Origin of the sequence: Roseovarius sp. MMSF_3298 (genome assembly GCF_030733705.1) — a bacterium.
In the GTDB taxonomy this organism is placed as follows: Bacteria; Pseudomonadota; Alphaproteobacteria; order Rhodobacterales; family Rhodobacteraceae; genus Roseovarius; species Roseovarius confluentis.
This window is the reverse complement of the sequence record NZ_JASHIN010000011.1, coordinates 76,919-91,958: the sequence shown is the minus strand read 5'-3', so window position 1 is coordinate 91,958 and position 15,040 is coordinate 76,919. Positions and strand designations below refer to the sequence as shown.

16 protein-coding genes and 1 tRNA gene are annotated in these 15,040 nt (G+C 64.8%); 9 read left to right on the top strand and 8 right to left on the bottom strand.

Annotation, left to right across the window (positions count from 1 at the left end):
- The first annotated feature begins 76 nt into the window (after window positions 1-76).
- Together RBB18_RS11725 and RBB18_RS11720 are read left to right on the top strand one after the other, a co-directional pair.
- A complete protein-coding gene (locus RBB18_RS11725; RefSeq protein ID WP_306110688.1) occupies window positions 77-1,090 on the top strand; it encodes a ligase-associated DNA damage response exonuclease in 1,014 nt (337 codons plus the stop codon).
- A complete protein-coding gene (locus RBB18_RS11720; protein WP_306110687.1) occupies window positions 1,087-2,682 on the top strand; it encodes an ATP-dependent DNA ligase in 1,596 nt (531 codons plus the stop codon). The genes RBB18_RS11725 and RBB18_RS11720 overlap by 4 nt, the downstream gene beginning before the upstream one ends.
- A gap of 58 nt (window positions 2,683-2,740) precedes the next feature.
- On the opposite strand, the gene RBB18_RS11715 is transcribed toward RBB18_RS11720, so the two are convergent.
- Window positions 2,741-3,997, bottom strand: coding sequence for a Xaa-Pro peptidase family protein (locus RBB18_RS11715; protein ID WP_306110686.1), 1,257 nt, complete (start codon window positions 3,995-3,997; stop codon window positions 2,741-2,743).
- A gap of 95 nt (window positions 3,998-4,092) precedes the next feature.
- On the opposite strand from RBB18_RS11715, the gene RBB18_RS11710 reads away from it, so the two are divergent.
- The 3 genes from RBB18_RS11710 to RBB18_RS11700 all read left to right on the top strand — a co-directional run bounded on the left by RBB18_RS11710 (window position 4,093) and on the right by RBB18_RS11700 (window position 7,146).
- On the top strand, window positions 4,093-4,977 hold the full coding sequence (locus RBB18_RS11710; protein WP_306110685.1) for a LysR substrate-binding domain-containing protein: 885 nt from the start codon (window positions 4,093-4,095) through the stop codon (window positions 4,975-4,977).
- Between the two features lie 105 nt (window positions 4,978-5,082).
- Complete coding sequence (locus RBB18_RS11705; protein WP_306110684.1) at window positions 5,083-6,903, top strand: M3 family oligoendopeptidase; 1,821 nt, start codon at window positions 5,083-5,085, stop codon at window positions 6,901-6,903.
- 96 nt (window positions 6,904-6,999) lie between these two features.
- Window positions 7,000-7,146 carry a hypothetical protein gene (locus RBB18_RS11700; RefSeq protein WP_245890432.1) on the top strand — a complete coding sequence of 49 codons (147 nt, stop codon included), beginning with the start codon at window positions 7,000-7,002 and terminating at the stop codon, window positions 7,144-7,146.
- An 89-nt stretch (window positions 7,147-7,235) separates the two neighbouring features.
- Here the strand turns inward: RBB18_RS11700 and RBB18_RS11695 are convergent, their stop codons facing one another.
- The 4 genes from RBB18_RS11695 to RBB18_RS11680 all read right to left on the bottom strand — a co-directional run bounded on the left by RBB18_RS11695 (window position 7,236) and on the right by RBB18_RS11680 (window position 10,786).
- Window positions 7,236-7,505, bottom strand: a complete 270-nt coding sequence (locus tag RBB18_RS11695; protein WP_103762405.1) for a DksA/TraR family C4-type zinc finger protein — start codon at window positions 7,503-7,505, stop codon at window positions 7,236-7,238.
- 48 nt (window positions 7,506-7,553) lie between these two features.
- The gene (locus tag RBB18_RS11690; RefSeq protein ID WP_306110683.1) at window positions 7,554-8,579 is read right to left on the bottom strand and encodes an alpha/beta hydrolase; all 1,026 of its coding nucleotides are present in this window, start codon (window positions 8,577-8,579) and stop codon (window positions 7,554-7,556) included.
- Between the two features lie 99 nt (window positions 8,580-8,678).
- A complete protein-coding gene (gene rpoH, locus RBB18_RS11685; protein ID WP_103762404.1) occupies window positions 8,679-9,575 on the bottom strand; it encodes an RNA polymerase sigma factor RpoH in 897 nt (298 codons plus the stop codon).
- 167 nt (window positions 9,576-9,742) lie between these two features.
- Window positions 9,743-10,786 carry an RluA family pseudouridine synthase gene (locus tag RBB18_RS11680; protein WP_306110682.1) on the bottom strand — a complete coding sequence of 348 codons (1,044 nt, stop codon included), beginning with the start codon at window positions 10,784-10,786 and terminating at the stop codon, window positions 9,743-9,745.
- Here RBB18_RS11680 and RBB18_RS11675 point away from each other — a divergent pair.
- A complete protein-coding gene (locus RBB18_RS11675) occupies window positions 10,785-11,093 on the top strand; it encodes a DUF6476 family protein (RefSeq protein ID WP_306110681.1) in 309 nt (102 codons plus the stop codon). The genes RBB18_RS11680 and RBB18_RS11675 overlap by 2 nt on opposite strands.
- 33 nt (window positions 11,094-11,126) lie before the next feature.
- On the opposite strand, the gene RBB18_RS11670 is transcribed toward RBB18_RS11675, so the two are convergent.
- A tRNA-His gene (locus RBB18_RS11670) sits at window positions 11,127-11,203 on the bottom strand.
- A 217-nt stretch (window positions 11,204-11,420) separates the two neighbouring features.
- On the opposite strand from RBB18_RS11670, the gene RBB18_RS11665 reads away from it, so the two are divergent.
- Complete coding sequence (locus RBB18_RS11665; protein WP_306110680.1) at window positions 11,421-11,606, top strand: DUF6324 family protein; 186 nt, start codon at window positions 11,421-11,423, stop codon at window positions 11,604-11,606.
- An 84-nt stretch (window positions 11,607-11,690) separates the two neighbouring features.
- Here RBB18_RS11665 and RBB18_RS11660 read toward each other — a convergent pair whose 3' ends face one another.
- Window positions 11,691-12,140 carry an MmcB family DNA repair protein gene (locus tag RBB18_RS11660; RefSeq protein WP_306110679.1) on the bottom strand — a complete coding sequence of 150 codons (450 nt, stop codon included), beginning with the start codon at window positions 12,138-12,140 and terminating at the stop codon, window positions 11,691-11,693.
- Between the two features lie 157 nt (window positions 12,141-12,297).
- Here RBB18_RS11660 and RBB18_RS11655 point away from each other — a divergent pair, with 157 nt between their 5' ends.
- Both RBB18_RS11655 and RBB18_RS11650 read left to right on the top strand, forming a co-directional pair.
- The gene (locus RBB18_RS11655) at window positions 12,298-13,593 is read left to right on the top strand and encodes a hypothetical protein (protein ID WP_103762400.1); all 1,296 of its coding nucleotides are present in this window, start codon (window positions 12,298-12,300) and stop codon (window positions 13,591-13,593) included.
- Window positions 13,590-14,384 (top strand): hypothetical protein, encoded by a 795-nt coding sequence (locus RBB18_RS11650; RefSeq protein ID WP_306110678.1) that lies wholly within the window; start codon window positions 13,590-13,592, stop codon window positions 14,382-14,384. Before RBB18_RS11655 ends, RBB18_RS11650 begins: the two co-directional genes overlap by 4 nt.
- Before the next feature lie 311 nt (window positions 14,385-14,695).
- Here RBB18_RS11650 and RBB18_RS11645 read toward each other — a convergent pair whose 3' ends face one another.
- Window positions 14,696-15,031 (bottom strand): hypothetical protein, encoded by a 336-nt coding sequence (locus tag RBB18_RS11645; RefSeq protein WP_274592425.1) that lies wholly within the window; start codon window positions 15,029-15,031, stop codon window positions 14,696-14,698.
- Window positions 15,032-15,040: the final 9 nt, after the last annotated feature.

Here is a 15,040-nt window from a genome sequence, read left to right as displayed (position 1 = left end):
CGACGATAGCGGGCCTGTTCGTCACGGCAAGCATTCATCCTCTGGCCTACGCGCGCCGGCACGCTAATTCCCCGACATGGTTCTGGAATTCAAACCTCAGGGCATCTACTGCCCCGCCGGAGATTTCTTCATCGACCCGTGGCGCCCCGTCGACCGGGCGCTCATCACCCATGGCCACGCCGACCACGCCCGGCCCGGCCACGCCCGCTATCTTTCGACCGCCGCCGCCGCGCCCGTCATGCGGCACCGCCTGGGCGAAATCACCCTCGACACGGTCAATTACGGCGAAACGCGCCAAATCGGCGGGGCGCAGGTGTCTTTTCACCCCGCCGGCCACGTCCCCGGCTCGGCCCAGATCCGGGTCGAAGTCGAAGGCGAGGTCTGGGTCGTCTCCGGCGACTACAAGACCGAAGCGGACCGCCTGTCCGAACCGTTCGAGCCGGTGCCATGCCACAGCTTCATCACCGAATGCACCTTCGGCCTGCCGGTCTTCACCTGGACGCCCGAAAAGGACGCCGCACGTGAGATCAACGACTGGTGGGCCGCCAATGCCGCCGCCGGCACCTTCTCGCTTCTTGGGGCCTATTCTCTCGGCAAGGCCCAGCGGGTCCTGTCGCTGCTCGATCCTTCGATCGGTCCCATCCTGACGCACGGCGCGGTGGAAAACACCAACGCGGTCCTTCGCGATCAGGGGTTCGCTCTGCCGGATACCCTGCATGTCACACCCGACCTCAAGGCCAAGGATCACCCCGGCGCCCTCGTGCTCGCGCCGCCCTCGGCCCTGGGCAGCACATGGGCCCGCCGCTTCCGTCCGGCCTCCACCGGCTTCGCCTCGGGCTGGATGCGCCTGCGCGGCGTCCGCCGCCGCCGTTCCGTCGACCGCGGGTTCGTCATGTCCGACCATGCCGACTGGCCCGGCCTGCTCGATGCAATCAAGTCAACGGGCGCCGAAAATATATACGCAACACATGGTTACACCGATATCTTCGCGCGATACCTGAGCGAGAATGGCTGGAACGCCCAGGTTGTCCCCACAGAGTTTACCGGCGAGTCCCTGGATGCCACGGACGACGCAGAGGGCGCGGCATGAAAGACTTCACAACCCTCTTCACCACCCTCGACCAGACCACCAAGACCAACACCAAGGTCGCCGCGCTGGCCGACTATTTCCGCACCGCGCCCGATGACGACAAGCTCTGGACCGTTGCGCTGTTTTCCGGCCGCCGCCCCCGCCGCGCCATCACCACCACGAAACTGCGCGAATGGGCCGCCGAACGCGCCGGCATCCCGCTCTGGCTCTTCGAGGAAAGCTATCCCATCGTCGGCGACCTGTCGGAAACCATCGCCCTCGTCCTGCCGCCCCCGGCGCGCGACCATGACGACAGCCTGTCCACGTGGATCGGCCGCCTCCGCGCCCTCGACCATGAAACCGAGGACGCCCGCAAGGCCGCCATCCTCGACGCCTGGGACCAGATGCAGCCTCATGAACGTCTCGTCTTCAACAAGCTTCTGACCGGCGGTTTCCGCATCGGAATCTCGCGCAAGCTGATGACCCGCGCCCTGGCGCAGGCCACCGACCGGGACGAGGCGGAACTGGCCCACCGCCTCATGGGCGACTGGACCCCCGACAGCACGTCCTGGAACGCATTGATCGAGGCGCATGACGCCACCGCCGACCTCTCGCGTCCCTATCCCTTCTGTCTCGCCTACGGGCTTGATGACGAGGAACCCGAGTCGCTGGGCGATCCCGCCGACTGGCTGGCCGAGTGGAAATGGGACGGCATCCGCGGTCAGCTAATTCTGCGTGGGGGCGAGCACTTCACATGGTCCCGCGGCGAAGAACTGATGACCGACCGTTTCCCCGAACTTGCCCGCGCCCGCGACTACCTGCCTCCCAGGACCGTGCTCGACGGCGAAATCCTGGCTTGGCAGGACGATGGCCCGATGTCCTTCAACGCCCTGCAAAAACGCATCGGCCGCAAGACCGTGCCGAAGAAGTTGCTGAAGGACGCCCCGGTCATCCTCTACGCCTACGACCTGTTGGAGGAAAACGGAACCGACCTGCGCGACACACCCTTCGCCGAGCGTCGCGCCCGGCTTGAGGCCATGTTGCACGACCTTGCACCCGAAGCGCCCATCCGCCAATCCCCGCTCATCTCCTTCCAATCGTGGGACAATCTGCGCGAGATCCGCACAAAAGCCAGGGACGCGCGCGCCGAAGGTCTCATGCTCAAGCGCAAGGGTTCGCCCTACCACTCCGGCCGCAAGAAAGGCGATTGGTGGAAATGGAAACTTGATCCCCTGACCATCGACGCCGTGATGATCTACGCTCAACAGGGCCACGGCCGGCGCGCCAACCTGTTCACCGATTTCACCTTCGCCGTGCGCGACGGCAACGACCTTGTGCCGTTCACCAAGGCCTATTCCGGGCTCACCGACACCGAGTTCCGCAAGATCACTGCATGGGTCCGCAAAAACACCCTGCAACGCTTCGGCCCGGTGCGGCAGGTCAAACCCGAGCATGTCTTCGAGATCGCGTTCGAGGGGATCATGGAATCGACCCGCCACAAGTCCGGGGTGTCGCTTCGCTTCCCCCGCATGAAACGCTGGCGCCACGACAAGCCGGTGCAGGAGGCCAACTCACTCGAAGACCTTCACGACATGCTGGCCCACTACGGATAAAGAAAATTCGTACGAATTTTCTCCGCCAAGATTCTTCGTACGAAGAATCTCGACCCCCTCACCGCAACAGATCGTCCTCGAATGGAAAGCGCGACAACAGCTCCACCCCGGTTTGCGTGATCAGAACCTGCTGCTCCAGCTTCACGCCCTCCGTACCGCCTTCCGCGCCAATATAACTCTCGACGCACAGCGTCATGCCCGGTTCGATCACCCCGTCATACCCCGCATCCGGGAAATCCCCGTGGTGATAGAGATACGGATATTCTCCCGTCATCCCGCAGCCATGCGCCGACAGGTAATAGCGGTTGGCGTAATACTGCTCCGGAATATCCCAGGCCGCATCGGCATAGTCGCGGAACGTCATGCCGGGCCGCAGGATGCCCATGTTATGATGCACCTGCTCATGGGCCACCTTGTAAAGCTCCCGCTGGGTGACGCTCGGCTTGCCCGGGCCCGAATGGAAGGTGCGCGAGAAATCGGAGTAATACCCGTGGCACCCCACCACGTCGGTATCCAGCGCGATCAACTCATTGGTGCCGATCACGTTATCCGTCGTCTCCTGAAACCATGGATTGGTCCGCTCCCCGGCATTCAGCAGGCGGGTCTCCACGTAGTCCCCGTTCTGCGCGATCACCGACTGGTGCAGCACCGACCACAGCTCCGCCTCGGTCATCCCCGGCCGGATCGCCTCGCGCAGCTTACCCACGCCGATCTCGGTCGCCCGCAGCGAGGCATTGACGCATTTCATCTCTTCCGCCGACTTGATCGCCCGCGCCATCTCGACCGGTTCCTGCGCATCCACGATCCGCAGCCCTGCATCGCGCAGGGCAATCGCGCTGCCGGCATTCAACCGCTCGATTCCCAGCGTCGCCCCCTTGCCCACCAGCGAGGTCACAAGATCCGCCATCTCGACGGCCCAGGCCCGTTCCCGCCTGGCAATATCCGGCCCGGCCGCCACGAAACTCGCTGTACGCGCCGCGCGCACCTCGTCAATCGTTTCCAGCCCGTCGGCCAGGTGCGCACAGCCGGTGAATTCGAACAGGATCGAGCGGTTTTCAGTCAATAAAAGGTACCGCGACGGCGCGTTTCTCTGGCTGAACACCTGCATGTTCCGCGCCCCAGTGGCGTAGCGGATGTTCACCGGATCGGACAACAAAACCGCCGCGATATCCCGCTTCCGCATCTCCGCCCTGACCCGGCCCAACCGGTAGCCGCGCACCGCCGCAAGGTCGATCCCCTCGTCCTCCGGCACCCGGTCCAGCAGGGCGAGATCCGCAAGGTCAGCCCGCTCCGCGTGCCAGTCCAGTTCCGCCATGTCACCCTCCTCGGCTTGAAGTCATGCATTCCATACCCGACCCAATGCACTTCGAAAACGCTGGAAATTCTCGCGCTCTTGGATAACCTCAAGGAATGAATCGGAACCGTCGAGACCTTCCCCCTCTGGAAAGTCTCATCTTCTTCAACACCGTGATGAAACGGGGCGGCTTCTCCGCCGCCGCCCCCGAGCTCATGGTCTCCCAGGCAGCCGTCAGCAAACGCATCCGCCAGCTCGAAGACTGGCTCGGCACGCCGCTTTTCGACCGCGGCGCGCGCCACGCGGTGCCCACTGACACCGCCCGCCGACTGGAAGAGCCCGTGCGCCTCGCGCTCGACTACCTGACGGCGTCCCTCGATACGGCGCGCGTCACCGACACCGGCACACTCCGGATCGCGGCCAACGGCGCGGTCTCGATGTTCTGGCTCTATCCCCGGCTCCAGGCCTTCGCCACCAGCTCGGATGCCTGCAATGTCAATGTGCTGACCGCCGACGATCCCTCGACCCTTACCGCGGACACGCTCGACCTCGCTATCCATTACGGCGAGGCCCCGCCCACTGGCTGGACGGGCACGCCGCTTTTTGACGAGACGATCATTCCAGCCGCCGCGCCCGCCATCGCGTCCACGTTTTCCGACCGGCCCGACCTGCCTCTGCTGGACTATCCCCGCCTCGCGCCCGACTGGATCAACTGGCGCATATGGCACGACCGCAAGCCCGGCTCTCCCCTCTCCGCGCGCCCGGTCCAAACCTGCCGCAGCTACGGCCACAGCATCGGCCGCGCCCTGGCCGGGGATGGCATCGCCCTGGCCAGCGTGCCGATGCTCGACACCCTCGTCAGCAGCGGCCAGTTGGTCGCCGTTGGCGACGACACCCTGACCACCACCCGCCGCTACTGGCTGAACCACCGCGTAACCGCGCCGCTCTTGCCCAATGCCCTGCTCCTGCACCGTGCCCTTGTGGGATCCGACACCATCTGAGGCGCGCCGCGACTCTCGCCAATCGACCCCGCGTCCAATCCGCCGCTTGAGCCTGCCCGCCCCGACCCCTATGTCTTGGCCAGCCACGCATTTCAGGAGATCCGCATGTTCCAGCTCCCCAAACCCGCCTTCGACGTCAACGCCGCCTCCGGCTCCGACAACCTGGGCGACCTGCCGGAGTGGAACCTCGACGACCTCTACACCGGGCAGGACGCGCCCGAACTCAAGCGTGATCTCGACTGGCTGGAACAGGCCTGCGCCGACTTCGCTGCCGATTACGAAGGCAAGCTGGCCGATCTCGACGCTGCAGGCCTCCTCGAATGCATCCAACGCAACGAAAAGATCTCTTCCATCGCCGGTCGCATCATGTCCTTCGCCGGCCTGCGCTATTACCAGCAGACCACCGATGGCGAGCGGGCCAAGTTCCTCTCCGACTGCCAGGAGAAGATCACCAATTACACCACGCCGCTGGTGTTCTTCACGCTCGAGCTAAACCGGCTCGACGCCGACATGCTCAAAGCGATGTATGCCGAGAACGCCGATCTCGCCCGCTACGCCCCCGTCATCCGCCGCATCCAGGCGATGAAACCCTATCAGCTTTCCGACGAGCTGGAGAAATTCCTGCACGACCTCGGCGTCGTGGGTGACGCCTGGGAACGGCTCTTCGATGAAACCATCGCGGGCCTCACGTTCGACGTCGATGGCGAGGAACTGGGCATTGAGTCCACCCTCAACTTGCTCACCGAACAGGACCGCGAAAAACGCGAATCCGCTGCGCGCGAGCTTGCCCGCACCTTCCAGGCCAACATCCGCACCTTCGCCCGTGTCCACAACACCACCGCCAAGGAGAAAGAGGTCATCGACCGCTGGCGCGGCATGCCCACCGCCCAGACCTCACGTCACCTCAGCAACGATGTCGAGGCCGAGGTAGTCGAGGCCCTGCGCAACGCCGTGGTCGACGCCTACCCCAAGCTCAGCCACCGCTACTACGAATTGAAACGCAAATGGCTCGGCCTCGACCGGATGCAGGTCTGGGACCGCAACGCCCCCCTGCCGATGGAAGCGCCGCGCAAGATCGACTGGCCGACCGCCCGCGGCATGGTCATGGACGCCTATTCCGATTTCGACCCGCGCATGGGCGACCTGGCCGAGCCCTTCTTCGACAAGGGCTGGATCGACGCCGCCGTCAAGCCCGGCAAGGCCCCCGGCGCCTTTGCCCACCCCACCGTTACGGACGTGCACCCCTACGTCATGCTGAACTACCTCGGCAAACCGCGCGACGTCATGACCCTCGCGCATGAACTCGGTCACGGCGTGCACCAGGTACTGGCCGCCGAACAGGGCGAACTTCTCTCCTCCACCCCCCTCACCCTTGCCGAAACCGCCTCGGTCTTCGGCGAGATGCTGACCTTCCGCAAACTGCTGGATGCGGCCAAGGACAACGCCGAACGCAAGGTCCTGCTCGCCGGCAAGGTCGAGGACATGATCAACACGGTTGTCCGCCAGATCGCCTTCTACGATTTCGAATGCAAACTGCACGATGCCCGCCGCGGCGGCGAGCTGACGTCCGAAGACATCGGCGCCCTCTGGATGTCCGTGCAGGGCGAATCTCTCGGCTCCGCCTTCGACTTCATGGAGGGCTACGAAACCTTCTGGGCCTATATCCCCCACTTCGTCCACTCGCCCTTCTACGTCTATGCCTACGCCTTCGGCGACGGTCTGGTGAATGCGCTCTACGCGGTCTACGAGGAAAACCCCGACGGCTTCCAGGACAAGTATTTCGACATGCTCAAAGCGGGCGGCTCGATGCACCACAAGGAGCTTCTGGCCCCCTTCGGCCTCGACGCCTCGGACCCCGCCTTCTGGGACAAGGGCCTGTCGATGATCTCCGGCTTTATCGACCAGCTGGAGGCGATGGAGGACTAGACCCTGCCCCGTCCCCGCGGCCCCCACAGCCTGCGCAACCGCCTGAAACGCGCCCTCGTGCGCATCCGGTCGCGCGTGCCCCCGGGGCTGCGGCTGGTGCTGGGCATCCTGCTCATCATCGGCGGGATCTTCGGCTTCCTGCCGGTGCTGGGCTTCTGGATGATCCCCCTCGGCGTCGCCGTGGCCGCGCTCGACGTGACCCCTCTCTGGCGCCGTCTCACCGGCCGCGCACCAAGGCGCTGAGCCCACCTCTTCTTCTGGCCAAAAATATCCCGGGGGGAGCGGTGAAACGCGGTTTCGCCGTGGGGGGCAGAGCCCCCAGCAACACCCGACTACTTGAGCTGACTGTCTTTCGAGCCGCGCCGATTGATCCCGCCCCGCGCCTGCTGCGCGCCGTCGCGCTCCTGGCTACAATCGATGCACAGCTTCACGCCCGGCAACGCCTCGCGCCGCGCCTGCGGGATCTCTTCCTCGCATTCGGCACAATGCGTCAGGCTCTCGCCCACGGGGCGTTTCGCGGCCTTCATCCGCGCCAACTCATCCTCGATCGAGGCTTCGATCTGTTCACTCACCGCGCCGTCGCGCGCCCATCCACCGGCCATGGTTAAAATCCTCCTGAACGGCAAATATAGGATGCCGCAGGCTCCGTGTCACGGCTGCGCGGTCAGCACCATGTAGTCCTCGAATGCAGCCCGGCCCAAGGATGCCTGCTCCAGCATCCCGTTCAGCACCGAAATCGCCGAAGGCGAGGTGATCGCCACCGCGTGGTCCAGCCCCTCGCCATCCGCCAGCGCGGTAAAGTCGATCACCTTGACCGGCAGGCCCGCCACCGCCTCCGGCCCGTCGATCACGCCCAGCCGCTTCTTGCGCCCGGTTATCAGGCTGGCAAGGCTCAGCGCCCGGTCCTGCTGCGTCACGAAAATCAGGAACGGCTGTGGCAACTCCCCGATCGCCTCTGCCTGCCTGCGAAAGATATCCGGGTCGATATCCGGCGACATCAGCACCACGCCGCTGATCCGGTCCAGCAGACGCCGGTCCCCCTTCAGCGCCGCCTGCCGCATCACCTCCATCACAAGATGCGCGCCCATGGAATGCGCCAGCAATGTCACTCGGTCCCCCGGCCCGCTGGTCAGCCGGGCCAGCAGGTCTTCCAGGTCGTCCCGGGCATAAAGCACGCTGTCGCGGTCATAGACATACCCCCGCGGGTCCCCGGCCGAGGCCCAGGCGAACAGCACCGACGGCTCGGCCACCTCGAAATCCTCGCGCATCTGCGCCAGCCGGTACAGACCATCGGAAAGCGTCACGTTGTAGCCATGCACGAAAACCTGGGTTTCCCGCCCCGGGCGCGCTGCCTTCACATCCCCGACAAAGGCCGCGCCGGACGGGTAGACATCCGTCGCCGCCACCACGAAATCCGTCGCAGCATCCGGCGGTCCCTCGGGCCATTCCACATGGCCCGGCCGATGCGTCGGCGGGATCGAGATATCGGCCCGGAAATAGCGCATCTGGCCCGTGCGTTTCGCGCCAAAGGTCCACCCGGTATGGTCCAGCGCCTTTTGCGTGGCCACATAGAGCGTCTGGAGATGCGCCTCGGGCACCGTCGGTGCGTATTCCGCGGCAGGGCGCGGCGCACAGGCGGCCAGCACGGTCACACAAAGTATCGACAGCGTACGCAACGGACGTCCCCTTTCGTTTCCGACTCACCGGAAACAATAAGGCCCCCTCCGCCATGCGGAAGGGGCCAATTTTCGTGACCGTACCGATGTGTCGCAAAATCAGGCCGTGGCCATCATCCCTTTCTCGGCGGCAAGGCTGCGCATGCGCTTCTGCAGTTTCTCGAACGCCCGCACCTCGATCTGGCGGATCCGCTCGCGGCTGACATCGTACTGCCCGCTCAGATCCTCCAGCGTCACGGCCTTCTCGTTCAGCCGCCGTTGCGTCAGGATATCCTTCTCGCGGTCGTTCAGCACGTCCATCGCCTCTGCCAGCAGTTCGCGCCGCGCCTCCAGTTCGTCGCGCTTCTCGTAGTCACCGGCCTGGTCGGCATCCTCGTCCTCCAGCCAGTCCTGCCACTGCATCGTGCCTTCGCCCTCGGTACCGACCGTGGCGTTCAGCGACGCGTCGCCCCCGGACATCCGGCGGTTCATGCTGATCACCTCGTCCTCGGTCACACCCAGGTCGGTCGCGATCTGCTTCACCTTGTCGGGATGCAGGTCTCCGTCCTCCAGCGCACCGATCCGGGCCTTGGCCTTGCGCAGGTTGAAGAACAGCTTCTTCTGCCCGCTTGTCGTGCCCAGCTTGACCATCGACCAGCTGCGCAGGATGTACTCCTGGATGCTGGCCCGGATCCACCACATCGCATATGTGGCCAGGCGAAAGCCTTTCTCGGGGTCAAAGCGCTTGACCGCCTGCATCAGGCCCACATTCGCCTCCGAGATCACCTCGGCTTGCGGCAGGCCGTAGCCACGATAGCCCATGGCGATCTTCGCCGCCAGGCGCAGGTGGCTGGTGACCATCTGGTGCGCGGCATCGGTGTCCTGTTCCTCGACCCAGCGCTTGGCCAGCATGTATTCCTCTTCCGGCTCCAAAAGCGGAAATTTCCGGATTTCCTGCAAATACCGGTTCAGCCCGGCTTCGGGCGATGGCGCAGGAAGATTTGCATAATTGCTCAACCCTGTGACCCTCCAATGTTTATCGTCTTAACATCCATATGGGCAGCCATCAGCCCGGATTCAAGACAGGTGAACCGAATGGTTTAATTATTTATGAATCAAACCGGCCCGGTTTTCCAGTGATGTGACGTTTGCTCACGCACACGTGCTGTGCTGTCATATTAACGTCAGGCCGGCGCGCCCAGTTCCTGCAGCAGGTTGGCCATGTCCTCCTGCAGCGCCGCCTCAAAGCGCAGCATCTCCCCCGTACCCGGATGCTCGAACCCCAGCAGCGCCGCATGCAACGCCTGTCGCGGGAACACCTGCGTGGCCGCCAGCGCCTCGGGCGACAGCGCCCGCGCGTTCAGCTTGCGCCGGCCACCATAAACCGGGTCGCCGATCAGACCATGCCCCGCATGCGCCATATGCACCCGGATCTGGTGCGTACGCCCCGTCTCCAGCCAGCACTCGATCAGCGCCACCTGCGGCGGAGCGCCGAACGGGGTGACAACGCGCGCCCGCGTCACCGCGTGCCGCCCGCCCTCGAACAACACCGCCTGCCGTTGCCGGTCGGTCTTGTGCCGCGCCAGCTGCGTCGTCAGTTTCAGGATGTTGCCCGACTCGAAACTGGCCCCGCGCACGCCGCGCAGCCGCGGATCGGCGGCATCCGGCACCCCGTGGACCACCGCCAGGTACTTGCGCTCCACGCTATGCGCCTCGAATTGCGCGGCCAGACCGTGATGCGCCCGATCGGACTTCGCCACCACCAGCAGGCCGCTCGTGTCCTTGTCGATCCGGTGCACGATGCCGGGCCGTTTCTCGCCCCCCACGCCCGACAGCGTGCCGCCGAAATGGTGCAACAGGGCGTTCACCAGCGTTCCGTCCGGGCTGCCCGGCGCCGGATGCACCACCATCCCCGCAGGTTTGTTGATCACGATCAAATCGTCATCCTCGAACACCACGTCCAGCGCGATCTCCTGCGCCACCACGTCCACCTCAACCGCGACGGGCACGCTGATCTCGACAATGTCCCCCTCGGCCACCTTCGCCTTGGGGTCCGCCACAACCGCACCGCCCACCCGCACCGCGCCCTCGGCGATCAGCCTTGCCAGCCGCGTACGCGACAGCGACGCTGCCTCTGGCACATCGCGCGCCAACGCCTTATCAAGGCGCGGCGGCGGATCGGCCCCGATCCGCACGGTGACACTGGTTTGCAAGGGGGCTGCGCCCATGAACGACACTCCTCAGCCGCCGTCGCTGGACCCCAAAATGGTGCGCTACCTGCGCACCCTCGTGACCGTCCTGACGGGCGTGATGATTCTCGGGTTTCTAGTGATCGTCGCGCTCTTTGTCACCAAGTTCTCCAGCGCCTCCGACCCGGCCCTGCCCAAGGTGATCACTCTGCCCGACGGCACGACGCCCACCGCCTTCACCCGCGCCAATGGCTGGTACGCCGTTGTGACCGAAGCCGACACGATCCTGATTTTCGACGAGACCACGGGCGAGTTGCGCCAGACCATCGAGGTCACGACGGACTAGCCGCGCGGGTATTACCAGTCCGAAAAAGGGAGATGGTACCACCTCCCCGGCTCGAACGGGGGACCTCCTGATCCACAATCAGGCGCTCTAACCAACTGAGCTAAGGCGGCACGCGGCACGGATTTAACTTTCCCGGCCCGCGATTGCAAGCCTCTTCGACACGATCTCGCCCATTCCAACCCGCTTGCCTTCGCGCGGCCAAGGCGCTAGGCCATCGCGAATATTCAAGCGTTTCCGGGAAACACTGAATCGCATTTCGCTGTCTCTGCGAACGCAAAATAGCGATGCATTTTTCAGACTGACCCGGAATCGCTATAGGAGGCCGCCATGGGCATCAACGACGAACGCGACATCGAGGCGAATCTTCAAATCGGCCCCACCGACCAGGGCATGGTCCGCCTGTTCATCATGGCAGGCCCCACCGAAATCCCGATGGATTTCGAGCCCGACGAGGCCCGCGAAATCGCCGAGGAAATCCTCGCCGCCGCCAAGGCCGCCGAAGCGAAACGCTAGCCGCGCGCACCCAAAAATTGCGAAAATTTTGGAATAGAAAATACGCATTTTCTATTCCGTTTTCTTTGCAAGAAAACGGCCCCTTCAAAGCCCCGGATCGCGCGCGCCCTGCAACCGCAGCGCCGCCTGCCGCGCGAAGCGTCGCGTCAGCGCCGTGCGCCGCGCGCCGGCCAGCTTGTGCTCCGGCGCCATCCGGATGATCTGCGCGTCATAGGCATCCGCGATGATCAGTCCCGTGCCCTCGGGCAACAGACCGGTCGGAAACGCCTCGTCCACCGCCCAGAAATACCGGTCGCACCATTCAAGATAGCCATCCCACTTGAGATCCGACGTGAAATCCGCACGGCTCGACTTGCACTCCACCACCCAGATCTCGCCCTTGGGTCCAAGCGCCATCACGTCCACGCGCTTGCCCCGCTCGGGCGAAAATTCCTCCACCGTTGCGAAATCGTAGCCCAGCAGATGCCGACACACGCCCCGCGCCAAAAGCTGGCCGGGCTGCATCGCAATTATCTCGCTGACATGGTCCTGCATGACGCCAATTTATGAACAATACGTGAACATTGACAACCCCCTGCACGGGAATTGCTTATCACGCAGGCTTGTCTTGTGTGATTGATTAACCATTTCATAGTGATGTCCCCGGGGTCTGGCACGTTCGCGCCCCTCTTTCGCTGCAAAAAGGTGCGCCATGCCCGATCCGAAAACAGACTCCTCCCGCACCCGCGGCGCCCGCTATGCCCGCGATCTCGAAGGCCATATCGACTGGCTGGAAACCTTCTCGGGCACCGCCCTCGGCGTTTTGGCCGTGGCTTCGGGCATCTACACCTATCTCGGCGTCTCCTCCCTGCTGGACGACACCGGCGCCATGTCCACCTTCGCGGCGCTGGCCTATTCCGTCGCCGTTTCGGTCGGCATCTTCGTCTTCTGGTCCTACCTTCTCCGCCTCTTCCCTGCCGTCACCTCCGCCCGCGCCCGCGTCGGGCTCCTGGGCGCGATGGGCCTCGGTTCGGTCGCCATCATCGCCATGTCCAGCTGGCTCAACGCCGCCGCGCTGGCGGGCTCGGCTGCCGTCGAACAGCACCTGGCAGAGACCGTGCAGGACTACCAGCAAAGCCTGGAACGCGCCCACGAGATTGCCCTCACCGGACAGGCCCTGGGCCGCGACGTCGCCCGCGTCCGCCAATCCTTCGAGGATCTCAGCGAACAGGAAGCCACCGGCAACCTCTCGGGTCTCGCCGGCCGTGGCGCCGTCTTTCGCGTGCTGCGCCAGAAATCCGCCGAACTGGCCGCGCTCGAGGAACAGATCGCCGAACAGACACCGCTCGTCGACACCGCCTTCGCCGAGGGCAATACCATTCTCAGCCGCATGCGCGCTCTGACGGTCGAGCCCGGGCCCGTCGAGGCCCGCTCGGTCGAGTTTTCCGAGGCCGCCGTGCGCCTGCAGGGCCTCATCACCCAGATGCGCCAGCTTACCGTCGCGCCACTGGTGGAGCGCGCCGCACAGGATCTCTCGGCCTCCGTCGTTCTGCCAGAGCTCGACAGCCGCACTGAGGCCGGGCGCGGCGACCAGGCCGCCACCATCACCTCCGTTCTCGAAGTCCTCGGCCAGCGCGCCGCCACCCTGGAAAACGCCGCCCAGGAGGTGGCCGCACTCGAACCCGCGGCAGAGGTCACATACACGCCCATATCGTCGGCCGACGCGGTCATCCTCTATGCCCGCAACTTCGTGCCTTCCTGGGCCGGGGCCATCGCCATCGACCTTCTGCCCGCCGTCCTGGTGCTGATCCTGTCGATCACCCACGGCATGATCCGTTCGATGCGCGACGGCACCGATATCGAGGACTCCATGACCGTGGCCGAACTGCGCGCTGCCATCGCCGTGGCGCATGAAATCGAGGACACGCCCGCCCCGCGCAAACCCGGCGAGGATGACACGCGCGAGGACCGCAACAAGGTCAAGCGCATCACCGGAACCACGCCATGAGCGACGACGACACCGGGAACGGCCCGACCGAAAAGCCCAAATCCAAACACGGCCCGCCCGTGGCCCGCATCCTCACCGGCGCGCTGATCTTTCAGATCGGCATCGGCGCCATGCTGGTGCTGGGCGATGTCAGCGCGTCGGGTTTCCGGCTGCCGGGCATGGCTCCCGACGCCCCCCGGCTGACCGAACCCGTGCGCCCCGGTGACCAGCGCCGCCTCTTCCGCCCCGACCGTGACCGCCCCGCCACGCGCCCCGCGCGCGACCCGGGCGAGTTGCCCGAACGGCTTGTGCTCACACAGGAAGACGGCACCACCTACCGCCTCGAAGGCGGCATCGCGCCCGGCGACGCGGACCGCATCATGAAGCGGCTGGAGGAAAGCACACCCACGCCCGAAGCCCTGATCCTGCAATCCCCCGGCGGCACCGTGACCGAGGCGCTGGCCCTCGGGCGCCATTTCCGCGAAACCGGCCTCACGACACAAATGCTCTCCGGCGAATACTGCTTCTCCGCCTGCCCCTACATGCTGGCCGGTGGGGCCACCCGCGATATCGACGACGCGGCGCAGGTCGGCGTCCACCAGCACTATTTCGGCGAAAGCACAATCCTGCCCGCCTCCTTCGCCGTCGAGGATATCCAGGCCGGCCAGGGCGAGGTCATGCTCTATCTCGACGAGATGGGAATTGATCCGATGGTCATGACCCACGCGCTCGCCACCCCGCCCGACGAGATCTACGTGCTCCTGCCCGAGCAGCTGCGCGACTACGGATTTATTTCGGATGCTTCGGAATAGCCCCTTGCCGCACCGCCCCCGACGTCTTACCTCAGTCTGGTGACGGGTGCTGCCCTTCTCGTGAACGGTTGCATTCCGGTGGCCTTAAGCAATTCCGAGGGAGCTGGCTCTGTCCGGGCCCTGGTCCGGTTACCCGGCGCCCACCTGTATATACAGGTCCTCGGGAATGAGATAACCAAACGGTTGCGTGCGGGCCCGTCACACCTTTTGCCGCCACGTAGGTTGGGTGAAAACCCACGCGCCGCAACGTCTATGCGGCACCCGACGCAACCCGCCGTGCGCCTCTCAGCCTTTCAAACCGGATACGCTTTCTAGCGCTTGCTCCAGAACGGACGCTCGCCCTGGTCCGCGCGCACAGGGATGGTCGCATGATCCTGCCGCATGACATGCTGGCGCAACCCGCCACCGGGGCCGTCATCATCGTCGTCGTCCTTCATCCGCATCACCGCGATGCCGAACTGTACGCCCGCAAAGACAATGCCGTTCGACACCCACAGCAGCAGAACCGCAAGCCAACCCTTGTCGGAATGGCTGACCAGATGCCAAAGGTTCGCGATATCGAACCACAGCAACATCCCCACGAACACCGCCGCGAGGCCGAAGCCGATGGCGACGTTCACGATATACATGCGGATGAGCTTGGGCATTGGACGACT

Coding starts and splice junctions, on each gene's coding strand:
- RBB18_RS11725 (WP_306110688.1), top strand. CDS start 77: ATGGTTCTGGAATTCAAACCTCAGGGCATCTACTGCCCCGCCGGAGAT.
- RBB18_RS11720 (WP_306110687.1), top strand. CDS start 1,087: ATGAAAGACTTCACAACCCTCTTCACCACCCTCGACCAGACCACCAAG.
- RBB18_RS11715 (WP_306110686.1), bottom strand. CDS start 3,997: ATGGCGGAACTGGACTGGCACGCGGAGCGGGCTGACCTTGCGGATCTC.
- RBB18_RS11710 (WP_306110685.1), top strand. CDS start 4,093: ATGAATCGGAACCGTCGAGACCTTCCCCCTCTGGAAAGTCTCATCTTC.
- RBB18_RS11705 (WP_306110684.1), top strand. CDS start 5,083: ATGTTCCAGCTCCCCAAACCCGCCTTCGACGTCAACGCCGCCTCCGGC.
- RBB18_RS11695 (WP_103762405.1), bottom strand. CDS start 7,505: ATGGCCGGTGGATGGGCGCGCGACGGCGCGGTGAGTGAACAGATCGAA.
- RBB18_RS11675 (WP_306110681.1), top strand. CDS start 10,785: ATGAACGACACTCCTCAGCCGCCGTCGCTGGACCCCAAAATGGTGCGC.
- RBB18_RS11680 (WP_306110682.1), bottom strand. CDS start 10,786: ATGGGCGCAGCCCCCTTGCAAACCAGTGTCACCGTGCGGATCGGGGCC.
- RBB18_RS11665 (WP_306110680.1), top strand. CDS start 11,421: ATGGGCATCAACGACGAACGCGACATCGAGGCGAATCTTCAAATCGGC.
- RBB18_RS11660 (WP_306110679.1), bottom strand. CDS start 12,140: ATGCAGGACCATGTCAGCGAGATAATTGCGATGCAGCCCGGCCAGCTT.
- RBB18_RS11655 (WP_103762400.1), top strand. CDS start 12,298: ATGCCCGATCCGAAAACAGACTCCTCCCGCACCCGCGGCGCCCGCTAT.
- RBB18_RS11650 (WP_306110678.1), top strand. CDS start 13,590: ATGAGCGACGACGACACCGGGAACGGCCCGACCGAAAAGCCCAAATCC.
- RBB18_RS11645 (WP_274592425.1), bottom strand. CDS start 15,031: ATGCCCAAGCTCATCCGCATGTATATCGTGAACGTCGCCATCGGCTTC.